This window comes from Arthrobacter pascens (assembly GCF_017052465.1).
GTDB lineage: Bacteria > Actinomycetota > Actinomycetes > Actinomycetales > Micrococcaceae > Arthrobacter > Arthrobacter pascens.
On the sequence record NZ_JAFHKT010000152.1, the window covers coordinates 77,507 to 99,019 of the forward strand.

Annotated in this window: 13 protein-coding genes; 3 read left to right on the forward strand and 10 right to left on the reverse strand. The window is 64.3% G+C overall.

Going from position 1 to position 21,513, the window contains the following annotated elements:
- Positions 1-2 precede the first annotated feature (2 nt).
- Complete coding sequence (locus JYA52_RS21205; RefSeq protein WP_205655363.1) at positions 3-686, reverse strand: glycosyltransferase family 2 protein; 684 nt, start codon at positions 684-686, stop codon at positions 3-5.
- A 95-nt stretch (positions 687-781) separates the two neighbouring features.
- Between JYA52_RS21205 and JYA52_RS21210 the strand changes: the two genes are divergently transcribed.
- Positions 782-2,845, forward strand: a complete 2,064-nt coding sequence (locus JYA52_RS21210; RefSeq protein WP_205655364.1) for a DUF6541 family protein — start codon at positions 782-784, stop codon at positions 2,843-2,845.
- 118 nt (positions 2,846-2,963) lie between these two features.
- Here the strand turns inward: JYA52_RS21210 and JYA52_RS21215 are convergent, their stop codons facing one another.
- From JYA52_RS21215 to glf, 4 genes are read right to left on the reverse strand one after another with little or no spacing between them, the layout of a single operon-like run.
- Positions 2,964-3,689 carry an ABC transporter ATP-binding protein gene (locus JYA52_RS21215; protein ID WP_205655365.1) on the reverse strand — a complete coding sequence of 242 codons (726 nt, stop codon included), beginning with the start codon at positions 3,687-3,689 and terminating at the stop codon, positions 2,964-2,966.
- Between the two features lies 1 nt (position 3,690).
- Entirely contained in the window at positions 3,691-4,569 is an 879-nt protein-coding gene (locus JYA52_RS21220; protein ID WP_205655366.1) for an ABC transporter permease, read from the reverse strand.
- Entirely contained in the window at positions 4,559-6,571 is a 2,013-nt protein-coding gene (locus tag JYA52_RS21225) for a glycosyltransferase (protein ID WP_205655367.1), read from the reverse strand. Before JYA52_RS21225 ends, JYA52_RS21220 begins: the two co-directional genes overlap by 11 nt.
- The gene (gene glf, locus JYA52_RS21230; RefSeq protein WP_205655368.1) at positions 6,568-7,755 is read right to left on the reverse strand and encodes a UDP-galactopyranose mutase; all 1,188 of its coding nucleotides are present in this window, start codon (positions 7,753-7,755) and stop codon (positions 6,568-6,570) included. The genes JYA52_RS21225 and glf overlap by 4 nt, the downstream gene beginning before the upstream one ends.
- 195 nt (positions 7,756-7,950) lie before the next feature.
- On the opposite strand from glf, the gene JYA52_RS21235 reads away from it, so the two are divergent.
- Positions 7,951-12,063: an FtsK/SpoIIIE domain-containing protein gene (locus tag JYA52_RS21235; protein ID WP_205655369.1), complete on the forward strand. Its 4,113-nt coding sequence runs from the start codon at positions 7,951-7,953 to the stop codon at positions 12,061-12,063.
- On the opposite strand, the gene JYA52_RS21240 is transcribed toward JYA52_RS21235, so the two are convergent.
- Positions 12,064-12,435, reverse strand: a complete 372-nt coding sequence (locus tag JYA52_RS21240) for a hypothetical protein (RefSeq protein WP_372433968.1) — start codon at positions 12,433-12,435, stop codon at positions 12,064-12,066.
- A 362-nt stretch (positions 12,436-12,797) separates the two neighbouring features.
- Between JYA52_RS21240 and JYA52_RS21245 the strand changes: the two genes are divergently transcribed.
- A complete protein-coding gene (locus JYA52_RS21245; protein WP_003804966.1) occupies positions 12,798-13,046 on the forward strand; it encodes a WhiB family transcriptional regulator in 249 nt (82 codons plus the stop codon).
- Between the two features lie 95 nt (positions 13,047-13,141).
- Here the strand turns inward: JYA52_RS21245 and JYA52_RS21250 are convergent, their stop codons facing one another.
- Genes JYA52_RS21250 through JYA52_RS21265 form a run of 4 tightly spaced genes read right to left on the reverse strand, consistent with a single transcriptional unit; the run spans position 13,142 to position 21,510 of the window.
- Positions 13,142-14,611, reverse strand: a complete 1,470-nt coding sequence (locus tag JYA52_RS21250) for a sensor histidine kinase (protein ID WP_205655370.1) — start codon at positions 14,609-14,611, stop codon at positions 13,142-13,144.
- A gap of 33 nt (positions 14,612-14,644) precedes the next feature.
- Complete coding sequence (locus JYA52_RS21255) at positions 14,645-19,498, reverse strand: NAD-glutamate dehydrogenase (protein WP_205655371.1); 4,854 nt, start codon at positions 19,496-19,498, stop codon at positions 14,645-14,647.
- Positions 19,499-19,555: 57 nt separating this feature from the next.
- Positions 19,556-20,869 carry a CpaE/TadZ family protein gene (locus JYA52_RS21260; protein WP_205655372.1) on the reverse strand — a complete coding sequence of 438 codons (1,314 nt, stop codon included), beginning with the start codon at positions 20,867-20,869 and terminating at the stop codon, positions 19,556-19,558.
- Positions 20,866-21,510: an SAF domain-containing protein gene (locus JYA52_RS21265; protein WP_205655373.1), complete on the reverse strand. Its 645-nt coding sequence runs from the start codon at positions 21,508-21,510 to the stop codon at positions 20,866-20,868. Before JYA52_RS21265 ends, JYA52_RS21260 begins: the two co-directional genes overlap by 4 nt.
- Positions 21,511-21,513: the final 3 nt, after the last annotated feature.

Consider the following 21,513-nt stretch of genomic DNA (forward strand, 5'->3'; position numbering starts at 1 on the left):
TATTACCTCAAAAACAGTTCCGCGAGAATGTTGACCGAGTTCAGCAGGGACTGGCCCTTGGCCTTCGAGTAATCCGTGTAGATGATCTCCACGGGGTGTTCCACATAGCGGGGCTTCATCGTGGCCAGCCGGTTCACCAGTTCCGAGGCGTGGGCCATGCGGTTCTGGGTCAGGTTGATGTTTCGGGCGACGTAGGGATTGAAGGCACGCAGCCCGTTGTGGGCGTCCGTCAGGTCCAGACCGGTGGACAGTTTGGATTGCAGCGCGGCTGTTTTGAGCACGATCCGCTTCATGGGCGACAACTTGGTCCGGTCATCGAGGAACCGGGAGCCAAGCACGATGTCCGCCTCATCGCTAAGGACGCGGCTCGCCATCTCGAACGCGTCGGAGACTTTGTGTTGCCCGTCGGCGTCGAAGGTCACAATGCACCCGAGCTCCGGATCCTGCAGCGCGTACTCGATGCCGGTCTGGAGCGCGGCCCCTTGGCCAAGGTTGATGGGGTGCTGCACCACCACGGCACCCGCCTCCCGGGCGATCTGCGCCGACTTGTCCGAGCTGCCATCATCCACGCACACCACGTACGGGAAAACGGGCAGGAGACCTCGGATTACATCGGCGACAACGGTGCCTTCGTTGTACATAGGAATGACAATCCACGTTCGATTCACTGGACTAGTCTCCCACATTGGGGACAGGGGCCGGGGACGGCGCTGAGCGCCCGTGCTGCTTACAGTATTGTTGGCAACTGGCCTTATTTCCCTGAAACCGTCGAGGAGCCTCCATGCCCTGGGTGACATTCGTGCCCGTTCTGCTGCTTGCCGCAGTGATCTTCCTCGGGCCTGGACTGTTGGTCATGCGCGGGGCCGGGGTAAGGGGTCTTCCCCTCTTAGCGGTCTCCGGTCCGACGACGGTCACCATCGCCAGCGCCGTTGCCGTGGCAGCCCCCTACGCCGGTGTCGGCTACGGGATCGTCCCCGTTGCCGCTTGTGCCCTGGTCCTCACGGTCACAGCTCTCGTGCTGCGCTACGTCCTGGCCATGCGGGGCATTGTGTTCGGCGCCCAGCCCCGGAAGTCGTTCTTAAACGCCGCGCAGGACGGTGCCGGCACGGGGCCAATCCTGACGCCGGCGCAGGAGTGGGTCAGGCGCGGCGCGATCGTTGCCGCGTTTGCCATACCGGCGGTCATCATCGCGGTGCGGTTCGCACGGATCATCGGCGCGCCAGGCAACATCTCGCAAACGTACGACAACATTTTCCATCTGAATGCCATCGGTCACATCCTGATCACCGGGTCGGGGTCATCCCTGACGCTCGGAAACCTGACCACAGCTTCCGCGGCGTTCTACCCGGCCGCGTGGCACGATCTGATCGCACTCGTCGCGTCAACAGCGTCAGTCTCAGTCCCGGAAGCCATCAGCGCCGGCAATATCGTCATTGCCGCCGTCATGTGGCCCCTGGGCATGATGTACCTGATCAGCCGGATCTCCAGTGGACACGTCCTGCCCATGCTGTTGACGGGGGCACTGGCTGCGGGCTTCAGCTCCTTTCCCTACCTCATGATTGACTTCGGGGTTCTCTACCCCAACCTGTTGGCGATCGCCATCATGCCGGTGGCACTGGCGCTGACCATTGACCTCCTCGGCCTCAATCCGACCAAGCGGCGGATCGTGCCTGTCCTCTGCCAGGGCATTCTCATCCTCCCCGGCCTGGCCCTGGCGCATCCGAGTTTCGTTGTTGCCCTGTTTGGGCTGGCCCTCCCCCTGCTGCTGACAAAGCTCGTCCGGCTCGCCGCCGGCTTCAGGCGCGGAGAGGCCTCGGGCCGGCAGCTGGTTGGCTTTACAGTTCTGACGGCCGTGTTCATTCCGCTGGTTTTCATCGTGTGGGACATGGCCGGCCAGAGCCTCACGTCGTCACGCTGGCAGCCGTATCAGACAGTTTCCCAGGCCATCGGTGAGGTTCTTGGCGCCGGCCCCCAGGGAAGGCATGTTTCCCTGGTGATGTTCGTGATGCTCGTGGCGGGACTTGTCGCCTCCATCGCGCGCCGCAAGCTCGTATGGGTGCTGGGCATGGCTTTTATTGCCGCCGGACTCTTCGTCGTGGCGTCCGCACTTCCCGCGAGCGACACCCGGCACTTCCTGACCGGAGTTTGGTACAACGACTCATTCCGCCTCGCCGCGATGCTGCCCGTAGTCCTGCTGCCCTTGGCCGTCCTGGGAGGCGAAAGCATTCTGCGCGGAGCTGCCGCCATAGCCACGCAGCAGCGGGTAGGCGAGACGGCCAGCAGGATGCTGCGCCTTCCCGGCGCCACGGCCCTGGACAAGATTGCGCCCGCCGCTGTTCTGCTCGCGGGGGTCTTCGCCATCGCCGTGGGTGCACAGTTCGGTGCTGTTGGAAAAGAACAGGTCCTTGCATCAGCCAACTACAGGACAGGGCCACATGCCCCACTCGTCTCTACCGATGAGCGGGCACTCCTGGACCGCCTGCCCAGCCACGTTCCAGCCGGGGCCAGCGTCTACGGCGATCCCTGGACCGGGGCTTCCCTGACGGAGGGACTGTCGCTGCGCCGCTCTGTATCCCCGCACATCGTCGGCCGCCGCACACCGGAAGAACTGGTCATCCTGAGCAGAGTCGACGAGGCGGGGGTCAATCCGGTGGTCTGCCCGGCCGTGAAGAAGCTAAACGTGCAGTTCGCCCTCATCTTCGACGACCACGAGGTGCACGGCGGAGCCCACCCCAACACCGCCATGGACAAGGCTGACAGCGCGCCGGGGCTGAAGCTCGTTGATGAGCAAGGAGCGGCCCGGCTTTACCAGGTGACCGGTTGCGGCCCGCTGGGCAACCAGTAGGCGTTCTCCACATCAAGACGCAGCCGGCATCCCTACGGCTCAGGCCGTTGGGATGCCGGCTGCGTTGGTTGTTGGGATGCCGGCTGCGCTGAAAGTGATGGGTGGCAGGCTGCGCGCTCTACGCGCGCAGGGTGGCCACAGCTTGTTCGATCGGGCCGTCAAACGTGACGTTTCCGCGGTCGAGCAGGATGCCGCGGTCACAAATCCGTGACACGAGATCCAAGTCATGGCTCACCACGACCAGGGTCTTCCCTTCCGCGGCGAGCTCCTGGATTTTCGCGATGCATTTCCTCTGGAAAGGCTCGTCGCCGACCGCCAGGATTTCGTCCACCAGGAACACCTCGGGGTCAGTGTGGACGGCTACTGAGAAGGCGAGCCGCAGGTACATGCCCGAGGAATAGAACTTCACCTCGGTGTCAATGAACTTGCCGATTTCGGCGAATTCAACGATGGAGTCGAAGCGCTCCTTGATTTGTTCCTCGGTCATGCCAAGGATTGCCCCGTTGAGGTACACGTTGTCCCGGCCCGACAGGTCGTGGTGGAAACCTGCACCGACCTCGATTAGCCCGGCAACCCGGCCCCGTGTCCGGACGGTTCCGTTGTCGGGCACCATGACACCGGAAATGTGTTTCAGCAGTGTCGACTTGCCGGATCCGTTGAAGCCCAGGAGGGCCACGGCCTCACCCTGGTCTATTTCCAGTGAGACGTCATGCAGTGCGTGGAACTTCTCCGAAAGATCGCCCTTACGGCCTTTGGCCAGCCAGACAATGGCTTCCTTGATGGACCGTGTGTGGCGCAGCACGAACTGTTTGTTGATGTTCTTGACTTCGATCGCGGTGGTCAAGTTAGAGCTCCTGTGCAAAACGGCCCTCAAGCCGTCGGAAAGTCAGCTGCCCGATGAGCAGGATGCCGGCAGAGACGAGCAGCGCCACTGGCATCCAGACAGAGAGCAGGTTCGGGGGTAACGGAGCGCTGCCGTCCGTCGTCGGGAGCCAAAACGCATAGTGGAACGATTCCACGCCCACCGTAATGGGGTTGAACTGGTAAACGGTGAACCAGAATTCACCCAGTTTGTCCGCAACCATGGTCCAGGCGTACATCACGGGCGAAGCCCAGGTCGCCACCATGAGCAGCATGTCGACGAAGTTCTCCGAGTCCCGGAAGTAGACGTTGACTGCGCCGAAGAGCAGGCCGAGGCCTGTCGCCAGCAAGCCGACTATCGCGAACCCGCCCAAGGCCGCGGCCAACTGCAGGAATGACGGGTGCCATCCCGCGTAAAGGCACGCACCGACGAGGATGACGAGCTGCGGAAAGAAATGCACCGCAGAGACCCATACCGAGGCCACCGGGAACAGCTCCCGCGGAAGATAGATCTTCTTGATGAGCCCCCCGTTGTTCACGATGGAGCGGGAAGCGTTCCCCAGTGCCTCGTTGAAAAAGTTGATCAGCACGATTCCGGAGAACAGGTAGATCGCATAATTGGGAAGGCCGCCCGGGTTCCGGGGACTGTTCTCCAGGCCCAGGAACACACCGAGCGCAATGTAGAACACAATGAACTGCACACCGGGCTTCACATACGACCACAGCAGCCCCAGCACGGAACCCCTGTACCTGACCTTCAGCTCTTTGCGGACCAGCAGCTTGAGCAGGAACCTCGTGCGGAAGACCTCGGCGAGCCCGCCGCCGACTCCGGGGCGGGCCAGCTCCTCCGTGCTAACGCTCATCTACACGGTCGCTATGTGCGTCAAAGGTCTTCTTCCACGTGTCGATGGAAGTAATCTCCGGCAGCGCAGCCTTGTACTCCGCACTGAGCTTCTTCCAATCCTTCAGCAGCAACGAGTGCAGGCGTGCACTCTCAGCGAGCATGGACCGGAGCTGCTTCGGGTCACGTTTGTACCATGCAGAGCCAGTGCCCTCGGCGTTCGTGACCACGGCGGAATCATACTGGGACATGCGCCACCAGCGGTTGTCCTGGTGAGCCACATTCGCCTGGGGCCGGACCCTGCTCGACGGCGAAACGGGCTGCACCAGCTGGCGCAGCACGGTCTTCGCCGCGATGGGGATCAGACCGAGCTTGTTCGGCTCGCGGACACCGTGCCCGTGCTTCGGGGGCTTGTCCAGCTTCGCGGCCGGGAACGTGTCCGGATCAGTCGCGATCACCGAGTCCGGGTAGCTCTTCATCATGTCCCGGATTTCAGGCAGTTTCGTGTCCAATTGGTCATGCAGCTGCCCGGGTCCCTGGAGGAGGTCCCGCAGCGCCATGTTGCGTCCCCGCGCGGTGGCGTACTGCATGGACACCAGGTGCTTGATGTCTGCGTAGTGCGACTCGCGGACGATCCGGCCGCCAAACTCGTAGGGGCTGTGGATCAGCGCCGCAATGAACCTGTTGCGGGCGTGGAAGTAAGCCTGCCACCCCACGAGATCGTCCTTGTCGATCCAGGAAACATGCCACACCGCCGCACCGGGCATGGAAACCGTCGGGTAGCCATGTTCTTTGGCCCGGAGGGAATACTCGGCGTCATCCCACTTGATAAATACCGGAAGCGCAAGGCCGATGTCACGGATGATTCGCGTGGGGATCAGTGACATCCACCAGCCGTTGAAGTCAACGTCGGCCCGGCGGTGGAGCCAGCTGGTCTGGCGCAGGTTCGTCGACTGGAAGTCGTGGCCAAGCAGCATGTCCTCACGGGACTGTTCCCAGAGGAAGCGCCAGGGGTTCACAACCTCACCGAAGGTGTGGAGCACCGTGCGGTTGTACAGGTCGAACATGTGGCCGCCGACGATGGTCGGCGTCTTGCACAGGTCTCCAAACGTGAGCATCCTCGAGATACTCTCGGGCTCCACCACGACGTCGTCATCCATCAGCAGCACGTAGTCGCTGCCGTTCTCGACTGCCTCGTACATGCCGCGGGCGAAGCCGCCGGAACCGCCCAGGTTGTCCTGGTTGATGATCCGCAGCTTGCCGCCCAGCGCCGCAGACACTTCGGCGAAACCGTCGGCATCGGACACTTTCTGCGTCCCCTGGTCGACAACCACGAGTTCCTTGATGTGCTCCAGGGCATCCGGGTTCTCGGCCAGCAGTTTGAGGTTGTTGATGCAGAATTCGGTCTTGTTGAGGGTTGTGATCTGCAGCGTCACGCTGCCCTGCTGGCTGTCGTCGCCCTCCGTCAGCCACTCGGCATTCCGGAGCACGAGAGGCTCGGAACCTGCCACGAGATCGAACCAGTACCAGCCGCCGTCGCCAAACGGGGCGAGGGTGAGGTCAAACGTGCTTACCGAGCCGCCGTCGACGTTCCGGGAATCAACGCGCTGGAGCGCACCGCGGGCGTTCGACTTGTAGACGATAACGGAGCCGGAACCAGAAGTGGACACCGACAGCCGGACACTATTAACGGTCGTCCAGCGGCGCCAGTAACTGGCGGCAAACGCGTTGAAGTAGGTACCGAACGAGACGCGCTCACCGGGACGGACCGACGTCGAATGACGCGTCAGGAAGTCCTCCACATGCGCTTCCTTGCTCGGAGCGCTTACGGTCTGGGTCAGGGTCCTGCTGTTTGCCTCAAGGTTCGACGTCGGCAGCTGCACGCCGGTGGCCGTCCCCGTGTCAAGGTACAGGGGCACGGTGTCCATCTGGCTTTGGCTCGGCAGGATAACCCGCTGCAGGACCCGCCAGGGCTGGCCTTCTTCGCTCACGTGCAAGTCCTCGGTCTTGGTAGCTGTGCTCATGCGTCCACACCTCCGCTTTCAAGTGTTGCTCCGCTTTCAAAATGCGGACGGATCTTGTTGTCGAACATCGTCAGGGCCGATCCGATGGCCATGTGCATGTCGAGGTACTTGTAGGTGCCGAGGCGTCCACCGAACAGGACATCCTTCTCGGCCGCCGCCAGGTCGCGGTACTTCAGCAGCCGCTCCCGGTCCGCAGCGGTATTGATCGGGTAGTAGGGCTCGTCGCCCTTCTCCGCGGCGCGGGAGAATTCCCGCATGACGACCGTCTTTTCGTTCTGGTAATCCCGCTCCGGGTGAAAGTGCCGCGGTTCGATGATACGGGTGAAGGCAACGTCATCGTCGTTGTAGTTGACCACAGAGGTCCCCTGGAAGTCGCCGACGTCGAGGACTTCCTCTTCGAAGTCGATGGTCCGCCAGGACAGGTCGCCCTCGGCAAAGTCGAAGTAGCGGTCCACGGGCCCCGTGTAAATGACCGGGATGTTGCCGACGACCTTGTCCTTGCTGTACTCGTGGGAGTCGTCGAAGAAGTCGGTGTTCAGCCGGACTTCGATGTTCGGGTGCTCCGCCATCTTCTCAATCCACGCCGTGTAACCGTTGGTCGGAAGGCCTTCATACTTGTCGTTGAAGTAGCGGTTGTCGTAGTTGTAGCGGACGGGAAGCCGGGAAATAATGCCGGCAGGGAGATCCTTGGGATCCGTCTGCCACTGCTTCCCCGTGTAGTGCTTGATAAACGCTTCGTAGAGCGGCCGCCCGATGAGCTGGATGCCCTTGTCGTTCAGGTTCTGCGGATCCGTTCCGGCCAGTTCGCCGGCCTGCTCCTGGATGAGGGCCTTTGCCTGCCCCGGGGTGAGGTTGGCGCGGAAGAACTGGTTGATCGTGGCCAGGTTAATGGGCAGCGAAAAGACCTCGCCCTTGTGAACGCCATAGACCTTGTGGACGTAGTTCGTGAACGTCGTGAAGCGGTTCACATAATCCCAGACCCGCTCGTTGGAGGTGTGGAAGAGATGCGCACCGTAACGGTGGACCTCGATTCCCGTCTGTTCTTCTTTTTCGCTGTAGGCGTTTCCGCCGATGTGGTGGCGGCGGTCGAGGACGACGACCTTCAAGCCCAGCTCAGTGGCGGCCTGTTCTGCGATTGTCAGGCCAAAAAAACCTGATCCTACGATGACGAGGTCAGCAGTCACTAAATCTCCTGGTTCGAATTCGGGCAGGCCAATGTTGTGCATTGCCTGCTGCTCTAGCCTACCTGAGTCTGGTCGCTCGCCCGTTTGGCGGCAGCCCGCCCGGTTATCCACATAGGCCCCTGCGCGGGCACACCTACGGCGGCGCCGGCGTTAGCGTGGTTCCGGAAGTTGCCCTCAAGAACGGAGGCCCGGCAGGTGGATCTGCACTTCACCCTGGTTCGCGGCCCCGGCTCCGCAGTGGCCGCCGGGCCGCTGGAACTGACCGCGTCGGTCGCCGACGGATCGTCCGGGGCAGCGCTCGACCGGGAGCTCTCCCGGTGCTTTCAGACCCGGCGGCTGACCCTCAATGGCCTGCCGATTTCTTCCTTGACCATAGGTCAGGCCCCTCTGGTCACCGGCGCTGTCATCGTGGACGGCGGGCAACACCCGGGAGGGCGCCGGGACCGGCCTGCACGCGATGCCCCCGCTGCATTGCTGCTGGCTGTGCACAGCGGCCCTGCCGCCGGAACGGTGCTGCCGCTGCGCCGCGGGAGCTATCTGATCGGACGCACCAACGCTCAACTGACCATTCCTGACGTGGACCTGTCCCGCGGACACGCACGGATCGAGGTGTCGGAAACGGCCTTGATCATTGAGGATCTCGACAGCGTCAACGGCACGGAAGTGGACGGTAGATTCGTCCGGAATGCTGCCATCTCCACAAGCTCCCTCATCCGCTGCGGGCGTTCCACGCTGTCCGTTGTGGTGGCCGCACCGCCAGGCTCCCCGAACGCAGGCCTTGACTCCGCCGGTCAGTCGGTGGCCGAGCCGTTGACGGTACCGCGGCCGCCGGGGCAGGAAAACCGGGGAATGCTGTTTCTCAGCGCTGCGCTTCCGGTTGCTGTCGGTGTTGGGCTGGCTCTGCTAACCGGAATGTGGATGTTTCTGGCGTTCACGGCAGTCTCGGTGGTGATGCTCCTGGTGCCGTTATTGACGGGCCGGCGGCAGCGGCGCGGCGTGCGATCAGCGGTTGCCGAGGCCGCGGCCAAAGACCGGGAACGACGACGGCGGTCCGCGCCGTCAGCCGCACAGCTGGCCTTGAACGCCGCGGGGGCGGTGATGACCGCCGAAACCCCGCCGGATGCCTCCGGAGTCTGGCTCCGCCTCGGCTTGGCAGAGCAGGACGCGAACGTCAGGGTGGACCCGCCGGATGCGGAGTTTCGGCCGCCGCCGCTTGGGTCGGTGCCGCTGCTGCTGGACCCGCAAATTCCCGATGTCACTGTGCGCGGGCCTGACCCTGAGGTGTCCGGATTGATGCGCTCATTTCTCATGCAGCTCACGGGATATCCAATGGCCCGGGGAACACGGGTTGCTGTCTGCGGACCTGTCTCATCGCTGCCGCTGACTGCGAGATACCTTCCCAACGTCACGCTGCATGCTGCTTCCGGCGACGTTGAGAGTATCTTCGCCTGCAGCCCAGACGGAGGCCCCGCCGGAGTCCTCCTGCTGGCGGCCCGTGCGGGGACGGGCTGGCCGGGCCACGTGGTCGAAACGGCACGGCGGCACCGGTGGCGGGTCATGAGGTTCACGGATTGCGGTTCGGCGGCTTCGGCCGGTTCAACCAGCCCGGACGGCCACGGGCCGCCTGGGACGGATATTGAGCTTGCCGGGCACCGGGCCGTACTACGCTCCGCCGGCACCAGCCAACGCTTCACGGCCGACCTCGTACCCCATGACGTCTTTGACCGGTACTGCCGGCAGTTCAGCCAAAGGGGATCCACGGCTGCGGGACGCTCCGTACCCGCCGCTTGCCCGCTCAGTGACATTCTTGATCTGTCAGCAGAGGCTACAGACCTCAGGTGGTCCGAGAGAAGGCTTGCCCCCGGACTGGCCATCCCTATTGGACTGGGTGCAGATGGTCCGCGCATCCTCGACATTGAGGCTGACGGTCCGCACATCCTCATTGCCGGCACCACGGGCTCCGGGAAGTCGGAGCTCCTGCGAAGCCTGACCGTGGCCCTGGCGCTCAGCTTTCCTCCAGACCGTGTTAACGTCCTGTTCTTCGATTTCAAGGGCGGGTCGGGGCTGGGCCCGCTGACGCCGCTCCCCCACTGCGTGGGGATGCTGACCGACCTCTCCAGGAGCGAACTTGACCGGACCATGGCGTCACTGCGGGCGGAAGTCCGGCGCCGGGAGCAACTCCTCGCAGAGGCCCAGGCGCCCGACCTCGCAGCCTACCGCCTGTTCAGGGCCCATGAGTCGTCTCCTCTCCCGCAGCTGATCCTCATCATCGATGAGTTCCGGATGCTGGTGGACGACGCCCCCGCATCCTTGAACGAACTGATGAGAATTGCCACCATCGGCCGCTCGCTGGGAATCCACCTGATCATGGCGACGCAGCGTCCGCAGGGGGCACTCAACGCCGATATCCGGGCCAACGTCACCACCAGCATCGCCCTGCGGGTCCAGTCCGCCCATGAATCGGCCGACATCATCGGCACCAACGCTGCGGCCGCGATCAGGGTTGAGACGCCGGGGCGGGCCTATCTTGCGCGGGGAACACAAGAACCCGAGGAATTCCAGGCGGCGTCCCTCTCCGTCACGGCCGCGGAGCCCGGGCACGGCATGGCCATCGTTCGCCCCACGACGGAGGCCCTCCGGATAGCCGCGGCCCCGGTGGTGGACGGCGACGCCCCCTCCGCCCCGCCCACGCCGGCCGCAGCGGCCGGTCCGCTGGTCGGCACGGCGGCGTCGTTGTGGGCAGCACAGGGTGGCCCCGCCGTCAGAAGCCCTGTCGCCCCGCCGCTGCCGGTCGCTCCGACCTTTCCCAGCATGGCCGCACAGTCCGGCACCGGTTCCCCTCCAGGCGAAGGCTGCTGCGTGGAGCTCGGCTGGCTGGATTTGCCCCGCCGCCAGGAGGTCATCCGGCTCTTGTGGAGCCCTGCCAGCGATGGACATCTTGCGCTGGTGGGCGGCACAGCCGGTGATGCAGCCCGCGCCATGTCGCTGGTTCTGCACCAGCTGGCGGTGCATCCGGATGAGTCCCATCTCTACGTCCTGGATGCCGACGGTTCGCTGTCCGGAATGAAGGCGTCGGCCCGGACCGGCGCAGTGGTCGGACTGCACGAATTGCGCCGGGGAGTACGGGTGCTGGAACGGCTTCGTCAGGAGATGTCCCAGCGGCTGAGCGGTGCCGGAGCGGCCCAGGCCACTCCCCTGGTCCTGGCGGTCTCCGGGTGGGGATCCTGGGTCTCCGCCCTGCGGGCTTGCCCCTTGATATGGGCTGAAGACCTGGTGCAGGACATCGTTCGCGACGGGTGCCGTGCCGGTATCACCGTGGTCATGTCGGGTGAGCGCGAACTGGCCATGTCGCGGTTTCTGTCCGCCATACCAAGCCGGGTCTATTTTCCCCGCGGTGCCAGCGATGAGAGCCGCTTGACATGGCCCAAAATGCCTGAGGTCCAGGATGTCCCCGGACGTGCGGTGGCCTTCGGATCGATATCCGGCGGCCACCCCGCGGCGTGCCAGTTCCATGCCCACGACGGACTGGTGCGCCACCGCTCCGAGATGCCGCCCAGCCCGCAGGCCCCGCCTTTCAGGGTGGAGGCACTGCCTTCCCGCCTTCCGGTAGAAAACCTGCTCGCGCTGATCCGCCACGGGCACGGCCCGGCGGCCCCGGAGTCGTCCAGTCACCGCCAAAGCGCGCAAAGCGCGGAAAGCTCCCAGCAAAGTTCCAGCCGGGCCCGGCAACTCTTCATCGGTGTGGGTGGCGATGATCTTCGGCCAGTTGCTGTGCGCCTCCCGTCAGGGGGCGTCCTTGCAATCCTGGGAGGCGCCGGCTCGGGAAAAAGCGCGTTGCTCGACGCTATTCCCGTCGTTAATCATTCAGCGGCAGCCTGGCTTCGTCCCCATGCCGAGATCAGCCCTGCAGAATACTGGGCGGAAATACACCGCGAAGCACTCGCGGGGCGCCTGGCCCGGCATGGTGTGCTGCTCGTGGACGACGCGGATGTGCTGCCCGCTTCCGTTAACAAGCTTTTGCTGGACATCAATGCCCTCGGATGGGCCGTCATCGTGTCCGCGGGCTTTAGCCAGACTCTGGTGCAGCGGGTGCCCCTGACCATGGCTGCCCGCAGTTGCGGCACCGGGATACTCATTGCTCCAAGGAGTCCGATGGACGGAGACCTCTTCGGAGTGAGGTTCGAGCTGGAACCGAATCCGCCTCCGGGACGCGCCGTCCTTCTTTCGGACGGCGCGTCAGTGCCGGTCCAGCTGGCCGGTCCAGTGATGGGCACCGACGCTCCGCAGCCCGACCCGGCCGGTCAGTGATCAGAGCGCAGGAGGCGAGCCGGCCGCTCGGGAGGCGAACCGGATAACGCGCTTATCGAACAGCAGCACGATGGCTACCGCGGCGGGAAGAAGCATGGCCAGGCCCGCCAGCGGATAGCCGCCGGTCAGCGTCGGGAACCCAATGGTGAGCACGAACAGTTGCGCCACCAGGGCACCTGCCCGTGGCCAGCGGAAGCCCCGGAACAGGAAGACGGCAACCGCATACAGCCACGACGCGAATGCCAGCAGTAAAGCAAGGGTAAAGACCGCGCCCCAGAAGGACAGGACAGGGGCGCCGGTCACCAGCTGGAGGCCGTACCAACCGGCAGCGGCCAGCAGTGCAGTGGCCTCGGCCGCGACAATAGCCGAGATTGCAGCGATTGCACGGGGTCGCCCGCCGGGGGATGATGACGTCTCCGGCGTGCTCGGATGTTGGAAGCCGCCGCCGTCACCAGGCTCGGGGGACGGGTCGGAGGGGCTTGCTGGGGGTCTTGACACACTGGCACCCTACCGGACATAGTCGACACACGGTGGGGGGCGGTTGCCCGGTGTGATGCATCGCTCACGTTTCGGACGCATTTCGTGGACCACTACCCCTTGTTTACACAGCGTTAACATGAAACGCTTGATCCAGATGACCAAGGGGGCCCCTCAGGGCCCCTTTCCTATGTAGGCCCTAGTGAATATTTTCACAAGAGGCGATTGACTTACCAGGAATGGAGTGACTGATCAGCATGGATTGGCGTAACCGCGCAGCGTGCCTCGACAAGGACCCGGAGCTTTTCTTCCCGGTTGGAAACACGGGCCCAGCCCTTCTTCAGATCGAGGAAGCCAAGAGCGTCTGCCGTCGGTGCCCCGTCGTCGACACGTGCTTGCAGTGGGCGCTGGAGTCCGGCCAGGATGCCGGCGTCTGGGGCGGCATGAGCGAAGACGAGCGCCGTGCGCTCAAGCGCCGGGCGGCCCGCGCCCGCCGGGCCTCCTAGCGCCCCTTCACCAGTTTCGGCAAAAGGCCGCGGACCCAGGGTCCGCGGCCTTTGCTGTTATCCATGGCTTCGGCGCGTCGCACGGCCCGCCCGCATTAGCGGTTCGCGAGGCTCAACACGATCTGGACCGCCGTTCCGCCGCCCTCCCGGGGCTTCCACTGGATGGTCCCGCCCAGTTCGCTCGTGACCAGGGTCCGGACGATCTGGAGTCCGAGGCCCTCGACGTGTGGAGTGTCCGGCAGTCCCACGCCGTCGTCCGCCACCGTCACCGTGAGCAGTTCAGCGCCATCCTCGGCCTCGGACCTGTCGGCCAGCAGCCAAACCGTTCCGGTTCTCCCTTCCAGCCCGTGCTCGACGGCGTTCGTCACCAGTTCGTTGATCACCAGCGCCAGCGGGGTGGCAAAGTCGCTGGGAAGCTCTCCAAACTGCCCCGACCTCTGGGTCTTCACCTGCTGGGACGGTGAGGCAACCTCGGCCGAAAGCCGGAACTGCCGTCCGATCAGCTCGTCAAAATCGACGCTCTGGGTGAGCCCCTGCGAAAGCGTCTCGTGGACCAGGGCAATCGTGGCAACACGCCGCATGGCTTGTTCCAGTCCTTGTTTCGCTTCGTCGCTGACCATGCGGCGGGACTGCATCCTCAGCAGAGCGGCCACCGTCTGGAGATTGTTCTTGACCCGGTGATGGATTTCACGGATGGTGGCGTCTTTGGTGACGAGCTCCATTTCCCGGCGTCGCAGCTCCGACACATCGCGGCACAGCACCAGCGCCCCGAACCGCTGCTGCTCGTCGCGGAGTGGAATCGCCCGGAGTGACAGGCTGACGCCCCGGGACTCGATCTCGCTGCGCCACGGCATGCGGCCGGTGACAACCAGGGGCAGCGTTTCATCGACCATGCGGCGGTCCCTGAGCAGGCCGGCCGTGACTTCCGCGAGGGAACGCCCCTCCAGCGACTCGCCGTCACCCAGCCTCCGGAACGCGGAGACCCCGTTCGGGCTCGCGTACTGCACGATCCCCTCGGCGTCGAGCCGGATCAGTCCGTCGCCCACACGCGGCGCCCCGCGGCGGGAGCCCGTAGGCGAGGCAAAGTCGGGCCAGAGGCCCAGGGTGCCCATGCGCAGCAGGTCGTAGGCGCACTGGCGGTACGTCAGCTCCAGCCGGGACGGCATGCGCGAACTTGAGAGGTCCATATGGGACGTGACCACGGCAAGGGTTCGGCCGTTCCTGACCATGGGCACGGCTTCCACCCGCAACGCCATGTCACTGCTCCAGTTGGTTTCACTGGAGCGCTCGATCGTGCGGCTGGCCCACGCCTTGTCCACGAGGAGCTGAAGGTCGGACCGGATGCCCTCCCCGACGAAGTCGGCATGGAATACCGTATGCGTCGTGGAGGGCCGCACGTGTGCAAGTGCCACGTAGCCATAGTCCGGGTGCGGAAACCAGAGGGCGAGGTCGGCAAAGGCGAGATCGGCCACCATCTGCCAGTCACCCACCAGGAGGTGCAGCCACTCGGCATCCCCCGGCCCAAAATCAGCATGTTCCCTGATGGGGTCCGTAAAGATTGCCACTGCACCTCCAGTTTTCGACGCCGGACCGAAGTCCTAGCGTCGGACGATTGACCTCAAGAGCCTCAATGCTACCGACAGCGAGGCCATGTCGTCCGCTTCGAGGGCGTTGACCTCATCGAACATGCTCTTCGCACGTCCCAATTGCTCGGCGTTGAGCGCCTCCCAGGCCTTGAGCCGGTCCTCTGCCGGCGCCCCTGCGTCAGTCGACTCCAGCACCGCCGTCGTCATGTCCGAAACGGTCGAGTAAAGGTCGTCCCGCAACGCGGCGCGAGCGAGCGCCTGCCACCTGTCCTGGCGGGGCAGCGAACTGATCCGTTCGAGCAGGGAGTCCGCATGGAAGCGGTTGAACACCGTGTAGTAGACGTGGGCGATTTCGCCCACCGGCTCCGCACGGGTGTGCGTGATCTTGGCGATGTCCAGCAGGACGAAGCTCTCAAACAGCTCAGCCCAGCGGTGGGCAATGTCGTCAGGCAGCCCCCAGGACCGTGCCTTTTCAAGCCACTCCGCCACCCGCTCGCGGTCGTCCCCGCGCAGGTAGTCCAGAAGCCGGGCACGCATGGGATCCATCAGCGGCTTGAATTCTGCGACGATGTCCGCGATGGGCCGCGACGCGTTGCCCTGTCCGAGGACCCAGCGCACCGCCCGGTCCAACAGCCGCCTGATGTCGAGGTGAACCGTGCTCCAGTGTTCCGTGGGGAATGACGCCGGAAGGTCATTGAGTTCGGACACCATGTTGTCCAGCCCGTAAACCTCGCGGAGCGCCACGAACGCCTTCGCCACCGCCACTTCGCTTGCGGAAGTTTCTTCCATGGTCCGGAAGGTGAAGGTGATCCCGCCCATGTTGATCATGTCGTTGGCGACAATTGTGGCGATGATTTCGCGGCGCAGCGGGTGCGTGTCCAGTTCGGCATCGAACCGTTCCCGCAGCTGCTTCGGGAAGTATCCCCGCAGAGTCTGACGGAACCAGGGATCATCAGCGAGGTCGCTGTCGCGCAGGGCCGTGGCCAGTTCGATCTTGGCGTAGGCGGCCAGCACTGACAGCTCGGGTGAGGTCAGCCCCTGCCCCTGCTCGAGCCGTTCGTGGAGGACGGTGGTTGAGGGCAGCGCTTCCAGGTCTCGGTTCAGGTCCGCGGACTTTTCCAGCCAGTCCATCAGCCGTTCGTAGCTTGGGCTCCATTCGGCCACACGTTGACGGTCGTTGAGCAGCAGTATGTTCTGGTCGATGTTGTCTTCCAGGACAAGCCGGCCCACTTCGTCGGTCATCGATGACAGGAACTCTGCCCGCTCTTCCGGATCAAGCTTCCCCGCCGCGACCATGCGGTCCACGAAAATCTTGATGTTGACCTCGTGGTCCGAGCAGTCGACGCCAGCTGAGTTGTCGATGGCGTCCGTATTAAGGATGACGCCCTGCAGCGCAGCCTCGATGCGGCCCCGCTGCGTCATGCCCAGGTTGCCGCCCTCGCCCACCACTTTCACGCGAAGGTCGCGCCCGTCAACACGGATGGCGTCATTGGCCTTGTCCCCCACCATCGCGTGGGTCTCGGTGCTCGCCTTCACATACGTGCCGATGCCTCCGTTGTACAGCAGGTCTGCCGGCGCGAGGAGGATGGCCCGCAGCAGCTCGGGCGGGCTCAGCTGGGTGGTTTCCTCAGGCAGACCGAGCGCCGCCCGCACCTGGGGAGACACTGGAATGGACTTGGCCTGCCGCGGGTAGACCCCGCCGCCTTCACTGATGAGCCCCTTGTCGTAGTCGTCCCACGACGACCGCGGCAGCTCGAAAAGCCGCTGGCGCTCTGCGTAGGACTTTGCCTCGTCGGGGTTGGGGTCCAGGAAAATGTGGCGGTGGTCGAAGGCAGCCAGCAGCCGGATGTGCTTTGACAGCAGCATCCCGTTTCCGAAGACATCACCGGACATATCGCCGACGCCGACGACGGAGAACGGTTCCGACTGTGTGTCGAGGTCCAGTTCGCTGAAGTGGCGCTTGACCGACTCCCACGCACCCCTGGCCGTGATGCCCATGGCCTTGTGGTCATACCCCACGGACCCGCCAGAGGCGAAGGCGTCACCCAGCCAGAAGCCGTAGTCGGCCGCAAGCGCGTTTGCGATGTCGGAAAACGTCGCAGTGCCCTTGTCCGCCGCCACGACAAGGTACGAGTCGTCGTCGTCGTGCCTGACAACATTTTCGGGCGCAACGAGCCGCTCACCGTCAGGGCCGGTCACGAGGTTGTCGGTGAGATCGAGCAGTCCACGGATAAACGTCTTGTAGCTTTCGACGCCCTCCGCCATCCACGCGGCCCGGTCGGCCGCCGGATCGGGCAGCCGTTTGGCGAAGAAACCGCCCTTGGCGCCGGTGGGGACAATCACCGCATTCTTGACTGTCTGGGCCTTGACCAGCCCCAGGATCTCCGTGCGGAAGTCTTCCCGCCGGTCGGACCAGCGAAGACCGCCGCGGGCGACCTTGCCGAACCGCAGGTGGACGCCCTCAACCCGCGGAGAGTAGACCCAGATTTCGAACTGCGGCCGCGGGAAGGGCAGGCCATCGATGCCTGCGGGGTTCAGTTTGAAGCTCAGGTAGGGCTTTTCCTGGTAGAAGTTTGTGCGCAGGGTTGCTTCGATCAGATTGGTGAAGGTCCGGAGGGCGCGGTCGGCGTCGAGCGTCGCGACACTTTCAATGGACGCGGCCAGCTCGGCGCGAACCTTTTCCTGCCGTTCCTCCCGTTCCAGCTCGGTCAGAGCAGGATCGAACCGGGCTTCGAACAGCGCACTGAGCCCTTTGGTGACCTCCGGGTTGGCCAGCAGGGTGTCAGCCAGGAATTCGAAGGAGTTTGTATTGCCCATCTGGCGCATGTATTTGGCATAGGCCCGCAGCACAACGACCTGGCGCCAGTTCATGCCTTCGCGCAGCACCAGGCGGTCGAAACTGTCCGATTCCGCGGCACCGGTGACTGCAGCCCCGAAGGAATCAGCGAGCAGCTGGCCGGTGGACAGCGGGTCCACCCCGGCCGGGAATTTCAGCCCGAGGTCGTACAGGAAAAAGTCGCGGCTGTCGGCCGTTTCGATTTCGAAGGGCCGCTCGTCCAGGACCTCCAGCCCGAGGTTGTGGAAGTAGGGAAGGATCTGGCTGAGGCTCTTGGGTTCGAGCATGTAGAGCTTGACCCGCGCATCCTCTTCGAGTGTTGCCCCTGCACCTTCCGGGAGGTAGACATGCACGCCGGGGCGCTCCTGCTTCGCTCCGACGCTCCTCTCTGCCGCGGCCCCGTACTTTTCAAACCTTTCGATGTCCTCCAGGGCGTCTTCAACCTCGTAGTCCACCCGGTACGTCGCGGGAAAGGCCTCAGCCCAGAGATCGGCGAGTTCTTTGGATCCTTCGCCGTTGCTCCGGTCGCGCAGGACCTCGCTGATGCCCTCGCCCCAGGACCGCGCTGCCCGGACGAGCCGCTTCTCCAGATCCTCGGTGTTGGCATCGCTGACGTCGGCGCCCTTGGGCAGCCGGATCCGGAAGAAGAGCCGGGCCAGGGCGGACTCCGTCATCCTCGCCTCGTAGTCGATGGACTGGGCGTGGAAAGTCTCGCGCAGTTCCTGTTCGATCCGAAGCCGGACGTTGGTGGTGTACCGGTCGCGTGGCAGGTACACCACGGCGGACATGAACCGCCCGTAGATGTCGGGACGCAAAAACAGCCGGGTGCGGCGGCGTTCCTGCAGCCTTTGGATGCCGGTGGCCGTCGCGGCGAGGTCGGGGATTTCGATCTGGAAGAGCTCGTCCCGGGGGTACGTTTCCAGGATGCCGAGCAGGTCCTTGCCCGAGTGGGAGTCGGGCGGGAACCCGGCGCCCCGGAGGACGGCTTCCACCTTTTCCCGGACGATGGGGATGTTCCGGACTGACCCGGTGTAGGCGCTGGTCGCAAAAAGGCCGATGAAGCGCTGTTCGCCGTTGACGTTGCCTGCCGCATCAAAGCTCTTCACACCGATGTAGTCGAGGTAGGCCGGACGGTGCACAGTCGAGCGCGAGTTGGCCTTGGTGATGACCAGGGCCTTTTTCTCGCGCGCCTTCCGCCTGCCGGCGTCCGTCAGGTGCTGGACATGGGGTGTGTCACGGTGGGCCCGCAGCAACCCGAGACCGCTGTCCTCCCGGAGTTCCAGGACATCTTCTCCTGCCTCATTGATGAGGTCGTACTCGCGGTAGCCGAGGAAGGTGAAGTTGCCTTCGTCCAGCCATCGAAGCAGGTCCTGGGCCTGTCGCAACTCGGCGATTTGGGAGGGATGGGCAACCCTGTCGAGGGATTCGGCTATCTGCCTCGCCTTGTTGCGCATTTTCGGCCAGTCCTCAACGGCTGCCCGGACGTCTCCCAATACCCGTTCCAGGCCTTCAGCCAGGCGCGGCTTTACTTCCTCGCTGGCGCGGCCAATCTCCACGGCGATCCACGATTCCATGTGGGTGGTGTTGTCACCTTGGGCGATCAGGTGGGACAGACTGGGTAGTGCAGCCGTGTCACCGCTGGAAATCCCGACGCTGGACGGAACCCTGCTCACCTTGACGAGTTCATGGGTCTGGCGGTTGCGTGTGACGACGAACATGGGGTGGATGACGAGCTGGATGGCCGAATTCTGGCGGACCAGCTCTGCGTTCACGGAATCCACCAGGAAGGGCATGTCATCCGTGACGATGTACACGACGCTCCGGTCCGCTTCATCAACAATTGAGATGTTGGCGGTGCCCGGCTCGCGGCTCCCCGCGACCTTCTTATGCGTCTCAGCCCGCTGACTCAGGACATCCTTTGGATAGGCACGAACATCCTCCTCCGCGAGGTGCTCATAGTAATCCGCGAAGAAGCCCTCTTCGGCTTCAATCGGACGGGACTGATCCTCCACGCTGGACCCAGACGACATTGATAAACGCCTCCATCACAAGTTCATGGCCGCACCGTTGCAGCCCTAATCGTGAGCCTAGCCCCTCAGCGAACGCTTTGCTGTGGAAGTAAAGACAGAGGATCGCCGCTTTTGCTGGGCAGGTGCACAAACCAAAGCGGCAATGCCGGACCGGAGGCGTGAATTCGGAGCCGCCTCCAGCAGCAACGACCCCGACAGCAGTGCCGTGTCAGCCGCCTCCGGATCGGACGGAAGGAACGCTTTGATGCCTGTTGCCGGGCCATAGCGGTCCCAGGCCTCGCGGAGTTGCCGTTCAGGTGAGCGGCCCACCGCTGCGGCGCGCACTTTGTTCATCACCACCTCCGGCCGTATGCCCGGCACCGCGGCATCCAGTTCGGCGAGGCCGCGGACCAGCCGCGGAACTCCGATGGAGTCCGCGGAGCCGACGGCAAGGACGGTGTCAGCCAGTTCCAGGCTCCTGAGCGTTGCGGCGTTGCGGCGTGGCGCCATGGTGTCAAAGCTGAGCTCTTCGTCGGCCTCAAGGCAAAATCCCGTGTCAACGACCACAACGTCTGCAACCTCCTTGGCCCGTTCGAGCACAAGCGCGAGCGCGGCGGCCCGAAGTTCAGTCCAACGGTCTGCCCGCGTTATGCCGGTCAGGACGCGGAGGGTCCCTGATTTCGTGGAAACAGGCACTGCCACCCGAAGCAGCGATGCCGTGTCGAGGAGCCCCTGGTCGGCAAGGCGGCAGGCCTGCGCCAGGCCGGCGGCTTCGTCCAGGAGTCCCAGAACCGCGCCAATGCTCGCCCCGTAGCTATCGGCGTCAACCAGCAGGACGCATTTTCCTTCTGCAGCCAGTTCGCCGGCAATGTTCACAGCCAGCAGGGTCCGTCCGGGTGACCCGGCAGGACCCCACACCGCGATGATCTTTCCTGTGCCGGCCTCGGCCCGGGGGCCGCCGGCGTCGTCGGCTCCCGGCTGCGGGACAGGGCTTGCCTCAGCGACACCCGGCTCCCCTGGCTCCTTGGCAAGGATCCCCCGCGCTGAGAACTGGGCAACTGCCTCAGAGATGCGCTCGGCCAATGCTGCGGATTCCACGGTCGAAATGACCGCGGACACGCCAATGCCGCGCAGCCGGGAAGACTCTCCCTCGCTGTCCGTCAATGCGATGACAGCGACACCCACCGCGCCGAGCCGGTCGACGAGGGATGCTGTCAATTCCTCGCTCCCCTGGGACACGACGGCTGCGCGGGCGAGTCCGCTTTGGCAGGCGGCCAGCAACTCCGCCAACTCGGCACATCTCCGCACGACAGTGACGGGCCCATGAAGCCTCTCCAGGCCGCCGACCAGATCCTCCTGGGCTTGTCCGACGGTGACCACTGGAATACTCATTTCGGGGCCCCGCCAGGATTCCACACCACGGAAATCTTGGCATCATTTGCCTGCGCTCCGAGGAGGGAAGGCATGTGCTCGTCGCCCACCAGAACCATCAGGACAGTGGATTTCGAGGATCCCAGAGCGGTCGAACCGGGTGAGACCTGGGCAATTTCCGCGCCAGGGAGAAGGAGCTTGGGCTGGGCGAAACCGTTTCGCGCGTCGGGCATCGACACCCATACGTCAACACGGGTGCCGGCCACAGCCTGTTCCGGCAGCGCTTCCTGCACGGTGACGGCGACCGGCTTCCTGTCCAGCACGTCCACAGCGCCCAGGCTTTCCCGGGGCAGCAGCTGGTCTTTTCCGATCCGCTGGACAGCCACCAAACCGTCCGGCATGCCGGACTCCGCCGTGATGTAGTGGGACTCCACTTCCCCCAGCCGCACTTTGACGCGGCTGACGTTATCCGGGCTGAGCTTCTCTCCAACGGCAATCGCCTCGCGGGCGACGAAGACCTCAGTAGTCTTGTCCGCACTGCCGAGGAGAGATATCACCCCCACCACCGACGCGAGGATCAGCAGCACCCCCACCAGCAGTCTTGGATCCTTCCACGAAGGCTTTTTGAGACGGGCCCCTGAGGCCACGGCGCTGGAACTCATGCG